The sequence below is a fragment of the Marinobacter sp. SS5-14b genome, assembly GCF_030541005.1.
Lineage (GTDB): Bacteria > Pseudomonadota > Gammaproteobacteria > Pseudomonadales > Oleiphilaceae > Marinobacter.
On sequence record NZ_JASSVM010000006.1, the window covers coordinates 175,353 to 192,427 of the forward strand.

A 17,075-nucleotide genomic window follows, 5' to 3' on the forward strand; every position below is an offset into this window, starting at 1 on the left:
AGCACCACCAGAGGCCTGGTGGTGCTTTTTCCCTTCTGGCCTTTTCGTCAGGCCTGGCTGAATTTCTTTTGCAGGGCTTCGGCGACGGCCGGGTCGACAAACTCGCTGACGTCTCCACCCAGGGATGCGATTTCGCGGATCAGGGTCGATGAGATGTAGGAGAGGTGGTTGGCCGGTGTCAGGAAAACGCTTTCTATTTCCGGTGCCAGGCGGCGGTTCATGTCGGCGAGCTGGAATTCGTATTCAAAATCGGACACCGCGCGCAGGCCCCGGAGGATGACGGAGGCATTTTGTTCCCGAACGAAGTCTGCCAGCAGGTTGCTGAAGCCGGTGACACTGACGTTGGGGATGTGCGCGGTTGCCTGGCGAACCAGTTCGCAGCGTTCTTCCAGATTGAGCAGGGGCTGCTTTTTCGAGTTGTAGGCGACAGCAACCACAACCTCATCAAACATCCGGCAGGCCCGTTCGATCAGATCGGTGTGGCCGTTGGTGATGGGATCGAAGGTGCCCGGGTAGATGACTTTTGGCATGCGCAGCTCCTTTTGTTAGTGGCCGGTAGCATAGCAGTATTGTTTTTTGTGCTGTAGTCCGGGGACTTTGGTAACGGCTACTTTTATCAGGAGTTAGTCGCACGGGCCGGGGGTTGGCTTTCGGGAGACGCTACGAGCACTTCCCTGTGCGCTTCGTTCGGGCCGTCCATGGCCCTCAAGACTCCCGAAAGCCAACCCCCGGCCCGCGCTCTCGTGTTATCTGCATACCTCCCCGACTGTATCTCTCTGGCCCTCTCTCGGTCACATCCTGCGAGTGTCACGACAAAGCTCAGCCCAGCTGCGTTAATTTCTGCGCCAGTCTGGTGCTGTTCCTCGCCGCCAATGCGTACACCGACAACTGCGGATTCGCGCCGATGCTGGTGGGGAAGATAGAGGCGTCGTGGATGCTCAGGTTGGCGATGTGGTGGTGTTCACCGAAGCCATTGACCACGGAGTCTTCCGGGTTGCTGCCCATGCTGCAGCCACCCATCTGGTGGGCGGTGAACAGGCGGGCGCGGTGGGGTTTCATGGGGAGCTCATTGATGGCGGCTTTGGCCTGGTTCCAGCTGGTGTACCAGTCGGAGTCCAGGTGCACGGCCTGGACCGCTTCGGCGCCGGCGGCGAACTGGATTTCGGCCATGTTGAGGTAGGCTTCGCGAATGCCGTTCCAGAGATAGTCGGTCATCGGGTAATCGAGCACCGGGCTGCCGTCATCCCTCAGGCTGACTGTGCCGCCGGGGCTTTCAGGGTGGAAACCGTCCCGGAGCAGGGCGATGACGGACTGCATCCAGGGCAGCTGGCCCAGGTTGTCTCTTTGTTGCTGGCCGTGGCCGGGTACCACCCCGGCCGCCATGGCTGGGTGCAACGGTGGCACTTCGAGTTTGTAGCCAACCTGGCCGTCGGTGCCGTATTTGAAGTTGAATTCGTCGGAATAGATGGATTGCGGTGCACCGTAGAATGGATCGACTTTCGCGGGCATGCGGGCCACGGTGGCGTTGACCGGGTGAATGAAGGAGCGCTTGCCCACTCGCTGATAAGGGTCTGGCAGGTCTGAGCGCAGCAACAGGCCGGGTGAGCCGATGGCACTGGCGGCGACCACGAAGTGGCTGGCTTTCAGGGTGACGGTAACACCGGAGGGCGTAACGCCATCCGGGCCCATGGCACTGGCTAGCAGGTGGTCAATGCGGTCCTGGTTCATCACCAGCCGGTCGGCCCGCAGGCCGTGGAACATTTGTGCCTTGTGGTCCAGCGCGCCGGGGATGGTGGTCAGCAGGGCTCCCTGTTTGGCGTTGGTGGGGCAACTGACGCCGCAGTAGCCGGAGTTCCAGCAGCCTTTGACGTTTCTCGGGATCACCTGCCAGGAGTAACCCAGGGCATCGCAGCCTTGGCGCAGGATGTCGTTATTCAGGTTCGGATCGGTTTGCCAGGGCGCCATGGTGTGGCGTTCCTCCCGGCCCTGAAACCAGGGGGCCATGGCGTCGGGTTGCAGGCCGTCTAACCCGAATGTCTGACTCCAGTAAGTCAGGGTTTCGTCGGGTGTGCGGAAGCTGCTGGTCCAGTTGACTGTCGTGGAACCGCCTACGCAGCGGCCTTGCAGAATGGCAATCGCGCCGTCCGCTGTGGTTCGGCTCATGCCTTCCTGATAGAGATTGGCGTAAGACGTCAGCTCGTCCATCTTGAAATCTTTCTGATAATACAGCCGGCCTTCTTCTACCAGAATAACTGACAGGCCCTGCCTGGCCAGAATCTCTGCGGTAGTTCCACCACCGGCACCGGTGCCAATCACCACCACATCGGCTTCTACGGTCTTGTTTGCGACCAGTTTGCTGGCATCGGTGACATTCCAGCCGGAAGCCAGGCCCCGGGCGATAGGATCATTCATGGACATACTGCTCTCCGTTATCCGGGTGTCGTCAAACGTTGTGGAATTGCGGCAGGGAATCAACCATCCAGGCGGGTGGCCCGGGGTAACCGGACAGGTGCCAGTGGTTTTCGTAACCATAGAAGGCCACGTTACTGATCTTGCTCAGCGCAATGTAGCCGTTGTTCAGCAAGCCAATGCGACTGCTGCGCCAGCGATTCAGAAAGGCATCGGCCTCCCGGGTACTGACGGATGGCCAGTCTGACCACACCCGGGCCAGCGTCACGCGGGTAGGTGCAAAGTTCAGCAGATCGAACAGCTTGCGCAATTCTTTTTGATTTGGCGGGCCAAACTTTGCAATGCCCTGATCAATCCGCTCAATGGTGGCGGCAATGGCAAACTGGCGCTGATTCGGTTCTTCCGGCAAGGCGCCGGCAAACATCGCTGGCAGCAGGGCCTCGAACAGTGCAATGTCGTCCTTGCTCAGGAACTGGAACTGGTAGCTGGCGTTCATCCGGGAACCAACCGCGCTGATACGGCCGGCCGGGGCGGTGGCACAACCGGACAGACCGGCGGTCACGCTCACGGTGCTCAGAAACAGGGCGCCGCCGAGGCTGGTTTTCAGGAAGCTGCGCCGGCTGGTGTCAGCGAGCTGGCCTTTGGGGTGTTCGTGAGACTGAGGTGTTTTCATGGCAGTTTCTTGTAGTTTTAATGGCGAATAGCGCAATGCATGGGGCCAGGGTGCGGCACGTCTTTCCAGGACTGTGCAAAACAGGGATGTTTTGCTCAAGCCCACATGGACGTGTTCACGGCGTGTCCTGGAAAGACGTGCCGTACCCTGGCCTTGCACCCAATCTGCAGGCCTTAGCGAATAAACAACTTATAGACCATACGGTGAGCCGCTGTACCGTGAGGCGCATACACGAACTTGCCGCTGTTGAACTTCTGCTTGGTAAAGATCGCCCGGTGATGGGAGAAGGTCAGGAAACCTTCCTTGCCATGGTAATGGCCCATACCCGAATCGCCGATGCCGCCGAATGGCAAGTCATCCTGCGCCACGTGCATCAACGCGTCATTAATGCACATGCCGCCGGAGTGGGTCTGATCCACAACATGTTGTTGCTGGCCCTTGTCATAGCCGAAGAAGTAGAGGGCCAGCGGGCGTGGCCGCTCATTGATGTAGTGAATGGCATCGTCGAGGCTGGCGTAGCTGACAATCGGAAGGATCGGACCGAAAATTTCGTCCTGCATCACCTTCATGTCCGGCGTGGTCTTCAGCACCAGAGTGAGCGGAATCTTGCGGGTGCCGTCTTTCATGTTTTCATTGGCAGGATTGATCTCAACCACTTCCGCACCTTTGGCCCGGGCGTCTTCAAGGTAACTTTGCAGCCGGTCATACTGGCGCTCATTGATGATGGCAGTGTAATCATCATTGTCCCGCAGGCTAGGGTACATCTCGGCAAATCGGGCCCGGAATTCGTCGACAAAAGCCTGAACCCTGTCAGCGGGGCAGAGCACGTAGTCGGGCGCCACGCAGGTCTGCCCTGCGTTAAAGGCCTTGCCGAAGGCAATGCGCTGGGCTGCGTCTTCCATCGGGACATCCGGTGACACGATGGCCGGGGATTTTCCGCCCAGCTCCAGGGTAACCGGCGTCAGGTTCTCGGCCGCTGCCCGCATCACCAGTTTGCCCACGGATGTCGAGCCGGTGAACAGCAGGTGATCGAAGGGCCGCTGAGAAAAATCAGCTGCAACATCGGCTTCACCGGTGATCACCGAAACCAGATCCTCCGGGAACATCGATTCGATGATTTCCTTGAACAGAGCCGATGTGTGGGGCGTGAACTCCGACATTTTGATCATGGTGCGGTTGCCGGCCGCCAGCGATGCGACCAATGGGCCTACCGCAAGGTACAGCGGATAGTTCCAGGGCACGATCACACCCACCACACCCTTGGGCTGATAGTGCACCTTGTTGCTGGCGGGCTGGAACAGCACCGATACATGGCGCCTGGATGGCTTCATCCAGTCACTCAGGCTTTTCATTGTGTAATTGATGCCCTGGATAGAAGGCATCACTTCGGCGATCAGTGATTCGTCTTTTGAGCGGCAGCTGAAGTCCCGGTCGATGGCTTCCAGCAGTCGGTCCTGGTGCGTCAGCAGGGCGCGCTTCAGGCGTTTCAGATTCTCTTTACGCTCAGTCAGTGAAGGCATCGGGTTGTTTCGGAAGGCCTTTTTCTGATCCTCAAACACCCGATGAGTGTGTTGAATCTGCTTTTTGCTCTCGGTGAGCTGGACGACAGTTGCTACCATGTTTCGTTCTCCCTCGGCTGCTCGGGTGGGTCGTCGGCAGTCGGTCATTGTTAGTGGCGAAATTCTGGACGATTTGCGCTTGGGGGTATTATTAGAGTATATACTCTAGGCAGTCAAGGAATGCCGGATGGCCCATCAGGCCATCCATCAAGCTGATAACAACAAACCGCGGCGTGAGCATGAAAACCAGAGACAAAATTCTGTTATCGAGCCTTGAGCTTTTTAATGAGCGGGGTGAGCGCAATATCACAACCAATCATATTGCCGCGCACCTGGCCATATCGCCGGGCAATCTGTATTACCACTTCCGGAACAAGTCGGACATCATTTATGAAATCTTCCAGGAATATGAAAAGCTGGTGGACTATTACCTGGACATTCCGGAAGACCGCCCAATCACACTGGAGGACATGACCTTCTATCTGGAATCCGTGTTCGACGGGTTGTGGAGCTACCGGTTTTTTCATCGGGATCTCGAGTACTTGCTGGACAGCGATCCGCGGTTGCGGCGTGACTACCGGGACTTTACCAACCGGTGTCTGGCGGCCATCAGCCGGATCTTTGGCAAGCTCGCCGAGGCAGGGATTATTCAGTCGCAACTGGAAGAGCTGCGCTCGGCAATGTCGCTGAACGTCTGGTTGGTGATCACCAACTGGATGGCATTTCTGAAAACGGCTCACGCCAGTGAAGGGCCTGGGAGCCTGAGCCTGACCGAACTCAAGCAGGGAATCTATCAGGTGCTGACGCTTGAGCTTCCCTATCTGACGGCGGAGTATCGCGAACGGGTGCTGGTGCTGAGGGAAAAGTACCGACCAACCTTGCCGGATGCTCAGGGAGAGGCCGTTTAGTGGGTGCTCGATCTGGTTTTGAACAAAAAATGAACTTTCTGGAAATGTGCGGTCAAAGTTAATGACGCTGGAAACCGGACATCCCGCGTCTCCTGAGTGAGTTCTCAGGTTGGCCTCTTTATTTCGGAGGCCATAGCACGTCGCAAACCCTGACGTTTCACCGGCCTGTCTCTGGCAGGCCGGTTTTTTTGCGCTCAGTCTTCAGCAAACTCCGAGTCTTCCAACCAGTCGGTCAGTGTATTCCGGCACTCGTCCAGGCCCAGCTTTGATGTGGCTGAAAACATGATCAGGTGTTCCACGCACTCGTATTTCTTCAGCTTGCCGGCAATGCCGAGCATGGCGGTTTTGGCCTGGCCGAATTTGAGTTTGTCGGCTTTCGTGGCAAGGATCATCAGTGGCAACTTGTTATGTTCGCACCAATCAACCATCATCTGGTCAAAGTCTGTGAGCGGGTGGCGAATGTCCATCACCAGAACCAGGCCGCGCAGGCAGCGGCGGTCGTTCAGGTAGTGGCCCAGGTGTTTTTGCCAGTCATCTTTCATGTCCCGGGAAACTTTGGCATAACCGTACCCGGGAAGATCCACCAGCCGCCGGTTTTCTTTGTTCAGGCTGAAAAAATTGATCAGCCGGGTGCGCCCGGGCGTTTTACTGGTGCGGGCCAGTTTGCCGTTGACGGTAATGGCGTTGAGAGCACTGGATTTGCCGGCGTTAGAGCGGCCTGCGAAGGCAACCTCGGCACCGAAATCGGGGGGGCACTCGTCCAGACGTGAGGCGCTGATCAGAAATCGGGCGCTGTTGAAAGAGAGGCTTTTTTGAGTCAGATCAGGGTCCACGACGGTTGCTGTTCCTTTGGATTTCAGTTATCGACGATTAATGTATAATGCTACACCAATTTCCGGCGGGGCGCTGCGCGTTCCGCTGTCAGTCCCGGTTTAGAGCCTGAACCTTCAGGGCCGTCCGGCTGTACAACCAGAATACTTTCAAGATTCTAAGATGAGAGAAGCGGAGCGAGCATGAAAAGACTGATCGCAGGAGTTGTTCTCGGAGTTGGCCTTACAGCAATGGCTCACGGGGCAGGAGATCCAGCAGCGGGTGAACAGAACGCGGCAGTATGTGCCGGTTGTCATGGGCAGGGTGGTGGTAAGCCGGTTATGGCGGTTTATCCTAAACTGACGGGTCTGGGTGAAAAATACCTGTTTAACCAGTTGGTCGACATCAAATCCGGAGATCGTTCAGTGCCGGAAATGACCGGCCTGCTGAGCGCCATGTCCGAGCAGGATATGCGTGATCTGGCCGCTTACTACAACAGCCAGGATATGGTCGTTGGCCAGGCTAACCCGGATCTGGTCGAACAGGGCGCAGCCCTGTATCGCGGTGGTAACATGGCGACGGGTGTGCCTGCTTGTGCCGGCTGTCATAACCCGAAAGGTATCGGTAATGAGCCTGCGGGTTACCCTGCATTGGGCGGTCAGAATGCTGAGTACATTACCAAGCAGCTTCAGGCTTACCGTGCGGGCGAGCGCGCCACTACGGCCAACGCTGGCATTATGGCTGACGTAGCCTCCAAGTTGACAGACGCTGAAATCGAAGCGGTTGCCAATTACGTCTCCGGTTTGAACTGATCCGGTCTCGTAGATGCCGATACAAAAACCCCGCTTCGGCGGGGTTTTTGTTTTTAAATCAAAATCTTCTTAACCTTCGGTAATGATTTCCCTGTGCGGGCAGTGGAACTTTCAAGCTGTGCCGGGTCATAATCAACGCTCTTTTGCAGAACGCCAACAATCAATCAATGTTCGGAGAAATCCCATGTTCAGAACTTTTAGCCTGGTAGCGACGATGGTTGCTTCGCTGGTGCTCAGTGGAATGGCGAATGCGCAGCCCTGGGAAAACGGCGTGCACTACCGCACCCTCAGTAACCCGGTAAGCACCTCGTCACAGGAGGGTGTCGAAGTGGCGGAAGTGTTCTGGTACGGGTGCCCTCACTGTTACAACTTCAAACCGCTGGCGGAGGCTTGGGAAGAAAGCGCTCCTGAGTATGTTAACTATGTCAGGCTGCCGGCGGTTCTTGGTGAAAGCTGGGCACCCCATGCGATTGCCTATTATGCTCTTGAGGCGCTCGGTGACCTGGATAAAGCACACGATGCTCTGTTCGATGCGCTGGCGGGTGAACGTCGCCCTTTGAATTCAGGCGAGGCTCTGGCGGATTTCGTGGCTGACCATGGTGTGGATTCCGAAGCGTTTATCGATGCTTATAACAGCTTTACCGTTCAGTCCCGTGTCAGGCAGGCCCAGGCCCGGATTATGGGTGCGCAAATTACCGGTACGCCAACTATGCTGGTAAATGGTAAGTATGTGGTGAGTGCCAGCATGGCAAATGGCCACGAAAATGTGCTGAAGGTTGTCGAGCATCTGGTGGAAAAGGAGCGCGCAGCGTCTGAGTGAGGTGCTACTGCTCGAGTGCTGATGGCTTTAAGGGTTAGCCTTGGAATCCTGGAATATGTATAAACGGATTCGTAGTCAGATTAATGGCATTCTGAAAAATCAGGGTGCTCCGCGAGGCACGTGCTCGGGCAGCGAGCACGTGCCCGACTTCGAGCCCCATCGCCATATCCGACTGCTGACGTTCAATATTCAGGTGGGTATTAACACCTCTTCGTATCGCCACTATGTAACCCGTAGTTGGCAACACTTTCTCCCGCATCGTCATCGCATTGAAAACCTGGATCGCATTGCCACACTGCTGAGCCAGTACGACGTGGTGGCGTTGCAGGAGTGTGACGGTGGCAGTCTGCGCAGTGGTTATATCAACCAGGTGCAGTATCTGGCGGAAGCGGCCGGGATACCCTATTGGCATCAACAGCTGAACCGTAATATGGGGCCGATCGCCCAGCACAGTAACGGGCTGTTGAGTCGCTATCGGCCGCTGGACGTCACCGAACACCGATTGCCGGGCCTGATTCCGGGCCGGGGCGCGATCATTGCGCGCTACGGTGCAGAAGACGACCCCCTGGTGCTGGTGCAGATGCATCTGTCGCTCAGCAAGTCAGCCCAGCAGCGGCAGTTGGGCTATATCAGGGACCTGATCGCCGACTACCAGCACGTGGTGTTGATGGGCGATATGAATGCCCATGCGGAACAGTTGCTGACCCAGACTCCGCTGAAAGAAACCAACCTGATCCCCTTGCCGGACACCGCGCACAGCTTCCCCAGTTGGCGCCCGGAGAAAGCGCTGGACCATATTATGGTGAGCCCGAGCCTGGAAATTCGCCGTTCCGAGGTGGTCAGCTATCCGGTTTCCGATCACCTGCCGATTGCGATGGATATTGCGCTTCCGAAGGGGTATCTGGAGACTTTCTGAATTTCTGTGCTGTTTCAGGCAATAAAAAACCCGGCGCAATGGCCGGGTTTTTTGTGGAGGCAGGATCAATTACTTGATCTTGGCTTCCTTGTACGCAACGTGCTTGCGGACAACCGGATCGTACTTTTTGATCTCGATTTTTTCCGGGGTGTTACGCTTGTTCTTGTTGGTCGTGTAGAAGTGACCAGTGCCTGCTGATGAAACCAGCTTGATTTTTTCGCGCATGATGCAGCTCCTTAAAATTTCTCGCCGCGGGCACGAAGATCGGCCAGTACAGCGTCAATACCTTTTTTGTCGATGATGCGCATGCCCTTGGTGGATACGCGCAGCTTCACGAAACGCTTCTCGGTTTCAACCCAGAAACGGTGGTTCTGCAGATTCGGCAGAAAACGACGACGAGTGTGATTCATCGCGTGGGATACGTTGTTACCGGTAACCGGACGCTTTCCGGTAACCTGACAAACTCTGGACATACATGCCTCCGACCTGAGCACTGGTCTATCAATGCGAATTCGTTATTTAATGCGTCTCTGGTTGCTCCGGAGCTAACTCTGCCACCGGTTTGCGCCTTTAAACTGGGCGCAGCACGCCAGATGCCGCCAGAAAGGGACGCTTTTATACCAGAACTGGCCTGCCAACGCAAAAAATTGTTGGGAATTTGGCCAGTTTTCCGGTGGCATCTCAGTGGCGACTACATCAAGCCTCTTTCAGCCAGCGATATTACCTCACCGTGGCCGATAACCATATGGTCAAGAACCCTGATATCCACCAGCCCCAATGCTTCTTTCAACCGTCGGGTCAATGAGATGTCGGCCTGACTGGGCTCCGCCACCCCGGACGGGTGATTGTGGGCGAAAATGACGGCTGCTGCATTGTCTTCCAAAGCCTGTCGAACCACTTCGCGAGGGTAGACGGCGGCACCGTCAATGGTGCCCCGAAATAACTCGCGGTACTGAATGACCCTGTGCCGATTGTCGAGGAACAGGCCTGCGAAGACTTCATGCGGGTAAGTTGCGAGTCGGCTCGTGAGAAATCGCCGGGTGTCCTCGGGGGACCGCAGCGGGTCGCCCTGGCGGAGCGGCTCATCCATAACTCGCCTGGCCATTTCCATGGCGGCCTGTACCTGGGCGTATTTTGCGGTGCCAAGACCTTTAACCTGGCAGAACTGGCGCCGGGAGGCCGTCATCAGCCCCCGCAGTCCGGAGAACTCGTCCACCAGGTGTCGGGCCATGTCCATGACCGGCATGCCGGTGGTTCCGGTCCGTAAAAAAATGGCCAGAAGTTCGGCGTCAGACAGGGACTCTGCGCCATGGGCAAGCAGTCGCTCGCGGGGCCGTTCGTCAGTGGGCCAACGGGCATCATTCATGGGGGGCTTCCTTGCGAGATTATTGTGGGTCGAATGCGTCCTGCATCGAGTTCTCAGAATTACAAAGGGTACTCGAAAAAGTAACATTTGGTAAACGAACGGATGTGCGGGCAGGCTGCCTGCACGCCGTCGGGCGTGCTATCTTATAAGCCTTTCTTTTTACGGGATTACGGAGCCCTCATGGCCGCCAGACGAATACTGCTGGGAATCACCGGTGGCATTGCCGCCTATAAAAGTGCTGAGTTGGTGCGGTTGCTGAAAAAAGCCGGGCTTGAAGTGCGTGTGGTGATGACCCGCGGTGCCGAAGCTTTTGTGACGCCCCTGACGTTTCAGGCTCTCAGCGGTGAACCGGTGCGCACGTCGCTGCTGGATCCAGAGGCCGAGGCCGGAATGGGGCATATCGAACTTGCCAAATGGGCTGATCAGGTAGTGGTGGCACCGGCATCCGCGGACTTTCTGGCCCGACTTGCCCAGGGCATGGCCGACGATCTGCTGACCACCGTGTGCTGCGCCACGGAAGCGCCGATTGCGGTTGCGCCGGCAATGAATCAGGCCATGTGGAAGAATCATCGGACACAAAGGAATCTGAGGCTGCTGTCGGAAGACCCTCAAATAATCGTCTGGGGCCCGGATCAGGGCGAGCAGGCTTGTGGTGATACCGGGCCAGGCAGAATGCTGGAGCCTGGCGCCCTGGCGACGTTGATTCAGACCGAACAGTCGCCGGTTGCGGCTGGGCCCCTGGCCGGTAAGCGTTTGGTGATTACCGCCGGGCCAACCCGGGAGCCCATCGACCCGGTGCGTTATATCTCCAACCACAGCTCGGGCAAGATGGGCTACGCCATCGCCCGTGCGGCTGCGGCTGCGGGTGCCTCGGTGGTTTTGATCAGCGGGCCGGTGAGCCTGGCAGCGCCGGAAGGTGTTGAGGTGCGACACGCTGTCACCGCAGCCGATATGCTGCGGCAATCCGAAGGCGCAGTGAGTGAGGGCTGTGATATTTTTGTCGCGACAGCGGCCGTCGCCGATTACCGGCCTGAAACCTGTGCCGGAGACAAGATCAAGAAAAACAGTGAGGCCATGAGCCTTGCGCTGGTGCGTAATCCGGACACCCTGGCGAGCATCGCTGCCAGGTCTGATGCGCCGTTCACCGTGGGTTTTGCGGCGGAAACGACAGATGTCGCCCGTTATGCCATGGATAAAATGCAACGTAAAAAGCTCAACATGATTGTCGCCAATGATGTGTCTGCTCCCGGGCTGGGATTTAACAGTGACCAGAATGCCGTCACCGTTTTCTGGCCTGAAGGGCAGGAGTCCATCGGGCCTGACAGCAAGCAGGCCATCGCCGATCGGCTGGTGACGTTAATCGCAGAACATAGCAACAAGGCCAGAACATAATGAGTCGAACAAAATTGCAGGTCAGAATTCTGGATGATCGAATCGGAACGGAGATTGCTTTTCCCGAATACGCCACGCTGGGGTCTGCGGGCCTGGATCTTCGGGCTTGTCTGAAGCAGCCGCTTACGGTGGCCCCGGGTGAAACGCATCTGATTCCCACCGGCCTGTCGGTCCACATTGCAGACCCGTCGCTGGCGGCGATGATTCTGCCCCGCAGTGGCCTTGGCCATAAACACGGAATTGTGCTGGGCAATCTGGTTGGCTTGATTGACTCGGATTACCAGGGCGAACTGATGGTCTCCTGCTGGAACCGGGGCCAGGCTGACTTCACCGTGGAAATTGGCGAGCGGATTGCGCAGATGGTGCTGGTGCCTGTGGTTCAGGCGGACTTTGAGGTGGTGTCCGAGTTTGATGCCAGCAGCCGCGGCGAGGGCGGTTTTGGTTCCACGGGAAGCCACTGAAGAAAGTGCTGCCGGGCTGGCGGCACTTTGAATAGCTGGCGTCTATACTTTGCGGATAAGTGTTTGTCCGGAACAAAAAATAACTGCGGGATGCGCTATGAAATTCGGTAAGAACAAGGCCAAAGATCCTACCGTGGAAGACAAGCCGGAAAAAAAATCCGTTAAGAAAGAGAAAAAGCCTGAGGGTTCGCATAGTTCCGGCAGTGCAGGCCTGAAAAAGCTCAGTTCTGTCGCGGTAAAACAGGCCGTGGTTGTGGTTCTGGCTGGCGTTGTCACGGCTGTGCTGTTGCATTTTCTGGTTGCCGTGCCGGCCACTCAAAGTGCTTATGACCGGGCGATAACGGTAGAGGCAAACAGCGCGCAACAGCGCCTTAACCATTATTTGTCGGCCATGCAGAAGCAGCTTCAGGCGGTGGCTAATCAGAAGTTTCTGGCCGACGCACTCACCAGCCAGCCTGATCTCAGAGCTCTTTCCGAACAACTCCAGTCTGCGGTAAGCGGTGCCAGTGCAGTTTTTGTTTTCCCGCACCGGGAAATTCCCAGGACAGGCAACGGTGACAGCCTGCTCGGGTTTGCCGGGCTGGAACTGGCGCGGCGTGCCGAAAACGGCCAGCCGCTGTTGCCGGATGCCTTCCCCCGAGACAATCAGTGGTACCTGCAACTGGCGGCAGCGGTTCGCAGCCCGGCCAGCAGCGCTGTAATTGGCAGCGTGCTCGCAGTATTTGAGGCAGACCATGTGGCACCGCTGCTGAGTGTCAGTAATGCCCAACTGGGCGGTCGCCTGTCATTGGTTCAAACCGTTTCAGGCAGCACCCGCACGGTGATCAGCAGTGGCAGCGGCAGCGGCCCTGAGGTGTCCCGTACGCTGTTGAATCCGGACTGGGCCGTCGTATATCAGGCCGAGCCAGCCCCTGCGGCTGCGGTGAGTACAGCCATGTTGGTGGCCCTGGTGGCGATTCCTGCGCTGCTGGCGGCCATTGTAGTCTGGAGTCTGCTCGGTGGTGCCCAGCGAGGCATCCGTCAGGACGTCACCGCGATGATTCAGTGGGCCCACAAGGTCTTTGGCGGCGAGCGCATCAAATTGCCAGCTTTCCAGTGGGATATGGTCTCAGCCACGGGAGAAGTGCTGTACCGGCTGTCCCAGGTGGTCGAGAAACGGGTCGCCAAGGCGGGGGAGTCCGCCAAGCCGAAAGCGCCTCCCGCGGGCAGCAAAAAGCCTGCTTCTGAAGATGAGCCGCTGTTCAAAGACAAAGACATGCCAGACATCGACATGTTGGACGGTGATGAAGATGTGTTGGGCTTTGGCAGTTCCGATACCCCCTTGTTTGATGAAGACATTCCCGACGTTGAGGAAAGCCTGCTGCCGGAAGTGGATGTCGCTGCAGAAATTTTCCGTGCTTACGATATCCGGGGCATTGTGGGCGAAACCCTGTCGGCCAGTGTCGTCGAGGTGATTGGCCGTGCCATAGGTTCTGAAGCGGGTCACCGCGGGGTAGCATCGCTTTGCATCGGCTATGACGGCCGGCATTCCAGCCCGGAGTTGGCCGATGCCCTGGCCCGGGGCGTTATGTCTGCAGGCTGCAACGTCATCCATGTGGGCGCGGTGCCTACTCCGGTGCTTTACTTCGCGACCCATCACCTGGAAACCGGTTCCGGGGTGATGGTGACCGGAAGTCACAACCCGGCCAACTACAACGGCCTGAAAATCATGCTGGATGGTGAAACCCTGTCGGGTGAGGCTATTCAGAAGTTGTACCAGCGTATCCAGACCGGTGATTTCAGCTCCGGCCAGGGCTCCCAGTCCAGTGAAGATGTCCGCAGACCATACCTGGATCGCATTGTTGGTGATATCGCTGTAGCTGCTCCACTCAAGGTGGTGGTGGATGCCGGCAATGGCATTGCCGGTGAACTGGCGCCCTTGCTGGTTGAGGAGCTTGGCTGCGAAGTCACGCCGCTCTACTGCGATGTGGACGGTGATTTCCCGAACCATCATCCGGACCCGGGCAAACCTGAAAACCTGCAGGATCTTATCGCGAAGGTTCAGGAAACCGGCGCCGATATCGGCCTGGCTTTTGATGGCGACGGTGATCGCCTGGGCGTTGTCACCAACAGCGGCAAGATTATCTGGCCCGATCGCCTGTTGATGCTGTTTGCCCGTGATGTGGTTTCCCGGAATCCTGGCGCGGATGTGCTGTATGACGTCAAATGCAGCCGCCGACTGGCCGGGGTTATATCCGAAGCTGGTGGCCGGCCGGTAATGTGGAAGAGCGGCCATTCACTGATGAAGGCGAAAATGAAAGAAACCGGCGCCCTGTTGGCGGGTGAGCTGAGTGGCCATGTATTCTTTGGTGAACGCTGGTACGGTTTTGACGATGGCCTCTATTCGGCAGCGCGGTTGCTGGAGATTCTGGGCATTGAAGATCGGCACAGCGATGATGTGTTTGAGGATTTCCCGGAGGATATCAGTACCCCTGAGCTGAATGTCGAGGTGACGGAAAGCGACAAGTTCGCAATTATAGAGCGCCTTGGCCAGCAGGGAGAATTCGGTGACGGCAATATCAGCAATATTGACGGAATCCGGGTAGATTATTCCGATGGTTGGGGCCTTTGCCGGGCCTCCAATACCACGCCTATGCTGGTATTGAGGTTTGAGGCCGAAACCGAAGACGCCCTGGAGCGGATCAAATCTGTGTTCCGGGAACAATTACAGAAAGCGGCGCCGGATCTGGTCGCCGATTTCTGACAACACCCATTTTCTGACAGTAAGGATTAATACATCGCCATGGCGCTGGATCGTGAAACAGCAATGCAGGTGGCTTCGGTACTGAGCCGGGGCCTGCCTTATATTCAACGGTTTACTGGCAAGACCGTCGTGATCAAATACGGCGGCAACGCCATGGAGAACGAGGAGCTGAAGAGCAGCTTCGCCCGCGATGTGGTGCTGATGAAACTGGTCGGCATCAATCCGATCGTGGTTCACGGCGGCGGCCCGCAGATCGGTGAGTTGCTTGAGCGACTCAACATCCAGTCCCGTTTTGTGAACGGCATGCGTGTGACCGATTCCGAAACCATGGATGTGGTGGAAATGGTTCTTGGCGGCCAGGTGAACAAGGAAATTGTCTCACTGATCAACGCTCAGGGCGGCACAGCCATTGGCCTGACCGGCAAAGACGCCAATCTGATCCGTGCCCGGAAACTCGAAGTGGTTGACCGTTCTCCGGAGCTGGAGCGGCCGGAAATCATTGATATCGGCCATGTCGGTGAGGTCGCCAGCGTGAATGTGGATGTCATCGACATGCTTACCCGCAGTAACGTGATTCCGGTGATTGCGCCTATTGGTGTGGGCCCGGATGGCGCGTCCTACAACATCAACGCAGATTTGGTGGCCGGCAAGGTCGCGGAAGCGATGAAAGCTGAAAAGCTGATGCTGCTGACCAACGTGTCGGGCCTCAAGAGCAAGGAAGACAAGGTCCTAACGGGCCTGACCGCCCAGCAGGTCAACGATCTGATTGAAGACGGCACCATTTACGGCGGGATGCTCCCGAAAATCCGTTGCGCCTTGAGCGCGGTGGAGAATGGTGTTCGTACGTCACACATTATCGATGGCCGAGTGGCCCACGCCTGTTTGCTGGAAATTTTCACCGATGAAGGTGTCGGTACCCTGATTTCCCGCAACTGATACGCCTGACCGGGAGCAACCGGATGAAACGCCTGCTGTCCTTTCTGATCCTGTTGACCCTGATGGGCTTTGCCAGCTACAAGGCCGGTGTCTGGTGGCTGGCCGATCAGCGTCTGGCGGAGGCCCGCACCGGCCTTTCCGAGTTTGGTGTGCTGGAGCGGGGTACGATTGGTTCGTCGCTGGACGGGCGAGTACTGTTGAAGCAGTCCAGTTGGCAGGATTTCAGGCTGACACAGCCCCTGGAGCTGGGCCTGGCGGAGCTGGATGCCGGCTCTCCTCTGACGCTACTGACGGCGTTGGCCAACCCGCAGCCCTTGCCGGCGACCTGGAGCCTGACCATTGAACAGGCCCGCATGGCGCTGGAGCCCACCATGTTTCGCAATTGGGTAACAGAAGGTGCGGATGACCAAACCACCAGTGCGCCGCTGGTGGCGCTTGCCTGCGCGCCAGACCCTCGGCAGCAATTGGGCAGTGGTGATCTGAAGCGGATAGGTATCGACGCCATTGGCGGCGATGTGTTGCTCAGGCAAACCCGGGAGGGTCTGCGGGCCGAACTGAACACGGCCGAGACCGGCAGCCTGGAAATCCATTGGCCGGGTGCCCGCATCCGTCTTGACAGTTCAGGCCTGAGCCTGGATCACGGCTCGGCAAACGCGAGCATGACACTTCGCGATGCCGGGTTGATGCGCCGTCTGTCAGCCTACTGTGCCCGGGAAACCGGTCTCACCCTGAATGAGTGGGCTGTGGCCGCAGCCGGTGCTCTGCAGAACGGCCTTGAGGCCCGAGGCTACCAGGGCAGCGACCAGCTACTGGCACTGTACCGACAGTGGTTGACCGAGGGTGGTGAGCTTACGTTTACCGGAGACCTCGGCTCAGGCACTCTGGGCATTCCGCTGAGGTCCGGTGCTCAGGATAATGCCTCCTGGCAGGTGAATTACAACGGTGATCAGGTGCCCGATGTCTACCTGCTCAAGGCCGTGCCGATACCGCCCGACGTGGCCCCGGAGGCCCTTGAGCCCGTGGTTGCCCCGGAAGATCCGGAGGTCGTACAGTGGTACGTTGAGCCTGTTGAGAATGCCAATCTATGGCTGGGCCAAAAGGTACGGGTAACACTCTCTAACGACAATCAGGTAGAGGGTAAGCTGGTCAGCGTTGGTGAACGGGAGCTCGAAGTCTCCCGGACGGTGGCGGGTGGTGAGGTTGCCTACCCGATACTGATTCGTGCAATCACCCGGCTCGAAATCTGGCGGCGAGGCCGGGCAGACTGATC

Annotated in this window: 17 protein-coding genes; 9 read left to right on the top strand and 8 right to left on the bottom strand. The window is 57.5% G+C overall.

Translation table 11 applies throughout. The features are described from left to right. Positions 1-47: 47 nt before the first annotated feature. The 4 genes from coaD to QPL95_RS14345 form a co-directional block, all read right to left on the bottom strand. Complete coding sequence (gene coaD, locus QPL95_RS14330) at positions 48-530, bottom strand: pantetheine-phosphate adenylyltransferase (protein WP_303291676.1); 483 nt, start codon at positions 528-530, stop codon at positions 48-50. 289 nt (positions 531-819) lie between these two features. After that, entirely contained in the window at positions 820-2,418 is a 1,599-nt protein-coding gene (locus QPL95_RS14335) for a GMC family oxidoreductase (RefSeq protein ID WP_303291677.1), read from the bottom strand. 25 nt (positions 2,419-2,443) lie between these two features. Next, entirely contained in the window at positions 2,444-3,082 is a 639-nt protein-coding gene (locus QPL95_RS14340) for a hypothetical protein (protein ID WP_303291678.1), read from the bottom strand. Between the two features lie 173 nt (positions 3,083-3,255). Next, the gene (locus QPL95_RS14345) at positions 3,256-4,701 is read right to left on the bottom strand and encodes a coniferyl aldehyde dehydrogenase (RefSeq protein WP_303291679.1); all 1,446 of its coding nucleotides are present in this window, start codon (positions 4,699-4,701) and stop codon (positions 3,256-3,258) included. Between the two features lie 179 nt (positions 4,702-4,880). Between QPL95_RS14345 and QPL95_RS14350 the strand changes: the two genes are divergently transcribed. Continuing rightward, on the top strand, positions 4,881-5,549 hold the full coding sequence (locus QPL95_RS14350) for a TetR/AcrR family transcriptional regulator (RefSeq protein ID WP_303291680.1): 669 nt from the start codon (positions 4,881-4,883) through the stop codon (positions 5,547-5,549). A 194-nt stretch (positions 5,550-5,743) separates the two neighbouring features. On the opposite strand, the gene yihA is transcribed toward QPL95_RS14350, so the two are convergent. Beyond that, a complete protein-coding gene (gene yihA / locus QPL95_RS14355) occupies positions 5,744-6,382 on the bottom strand; it encodes a ribosome biogenesis GTP-binding protein YihA/YsxC (protein WP_303291681.1) in 639 nt (212 codons plus the stop codon). A gap of 180 nt (positions 6,383-6,562) precedes the next feature. Between yihA and QPL95_RS14360 the strand changes: the two genes are divergently transcribed. The 3 genes from QPL95_RS14360 (at position 6,563) to QPL95_RS14370 (ending at position 8,907) form a co-directional block, all read left to right on the top strand. Continuing rightward, the gene (locus QPL95_RS14360; RefSeq protein ID WP_303291682.1) at positions 6,563-7,171 is read left to right on the top strand and encodes a cytochrome c; all 609 of its coding nucleotides are present in this window, start codon (positions 6,563-6,565) and stop codon (positions 7,169-7,171) included. A 184-nt stretch (positions 7,172-7,355) separates the two neighbouring features. Continuing rightward, positions 7,356-7,991, top strand: coding sequence for a thiol:disulfide interchange protein DsbA/DsbL (locus tag QPL95_RS14365; protein ID WP_303291683.1), 636 nt, complete (start codon positions 7,356-7,358; stop codon positions 7,989-7,991). 55 nt (positions 7,992-8,046) lie between these two features. Continuing rightward, positions 8,047-8,907, top strand: a complete 861-nt coding sequence (locus QPL95_RS14370; RefSeq protein WP_303291684.1) for an endonuclease/exonuclease/phosphatase family protein — start codon at positions 8,047-8,049, stop codon at positions 8,905-8,907. Positions 8,908-8,976: 69 nt separating this feature from the next. On the opposite strand, the gene rpmG is transcribed toward QPL95_RS14370, so the two are convergent. From rpmG to radC, 3 genes are all read right to left on the bottom strand, one after another. After that, positions 8,977-9,132 (bottom strand): 50S ribosomal protein L33, encoded by a 156-nt coding sequence (gene rpmG, locus QPL95_RS14375; RefSeq protein ID WP_007153739.1) that lies wholly within the window; start codon positions 9,130-9,132, stop codon positions 8,977-8,979. Positions 9,133-9,143: 11 nt separating this feature from the next. Continuing rightward, positions 9,144-9,380: a 50S ribosomal protein L28 gene (rpmB, locus tag QPL95_RS14380; protein WP_303291685.1), complete on the bottom strand. Its 237-nt coding sequence runs from the start codon at positions 9,378-9,380 to the stop codon at positions 9,144-9,146. Positions 9,381-9,598: 218 nt separating this feature from the next. Continuing rightward, the gene (gene radC, locus QPL95_RS14385) at positions 9,599-10,273 is read right to left on the bottom strand and encodes a DNA repair protein RadC (protein WP_303291686.1); all 675 of its coding nucleotides are present in this window, start codon (positions 10,271-10,273) and stop codon (positions 9,599-9,601) included. Positions 10,274-10,453: 180 nt separating this feature from the next. Between radC and coaBC the strand changes: the two genes are divergently transcribed. The 5 genes from coaBC to QPL95_RS14410 all read left to right on the top strand — a co-directional run bounded on the left by coaBC (position 10,454) and on the right by QPL95_RS14410 (position 17,073). Next, positions 10,454-11,665, top strand: coding sequence for a bifunctional phosphopantothenoylcysteine decarboxylase/phosphopantothenate--cysteine ligase CoaBC (gene coaBC / locus QPL95_RS14390; RefSeq protein WP_303291687.1), 1,212 nt, complete (start codon positions 10,454-10,456; stop codon positions 11,663-11,665). Continuing rightward, positions 11,665-12,126 (top strand): dUTP diphosphatase, encoded by a 462-nt coding sequence (dut, locus tag QPL95_RS14395; protein ID WP_303291688.1) that lies wholly within the window; start codon positions 11,665-11,667, stop codon positions 12,124-12,126. Before coaBC ends, dut begins: the two co-directional genes overlap by 1 nt. A 97-nt stretch (positions 12,127-12,223) precedes the next feature. Then, complete coding sequence (locus QPL95_RS14400; RefSeq protein ID WP_303291689.1) at positions 12,224-14,869, top strand: phosphomannomutase/phosphoglucomutase; 2,646 nt, start codon at positions 12,224-12,226, stop codon at positions 14,867-14,869. A 39-nt stretch (positions 14,870-14,908) separates the two neighbouring features. Continuing rightward, positions 14,909-15,805, top strand: a complete 897-nt coding sequence (gene argB / locus QPL95_RS14405) for an acetylglutamate kinase (RefSeq protein WP_303291690.1) — start codon at positions 14,909-14,911, stop codon at positions 15,803-15,805. Positions 15,806-15,828: 23 nt separating this feature from the next. Further along, entirely contained in the window at positions 15,829-17,073 is a 1,245-nt protein-coding gene (locus QPL95_RS14410; protein ID WP_303291691.1) for an acetylornithine deacetylase, read from the top strand. Positions 17,074-17,075: the final 2 nt, after the last annotated feature.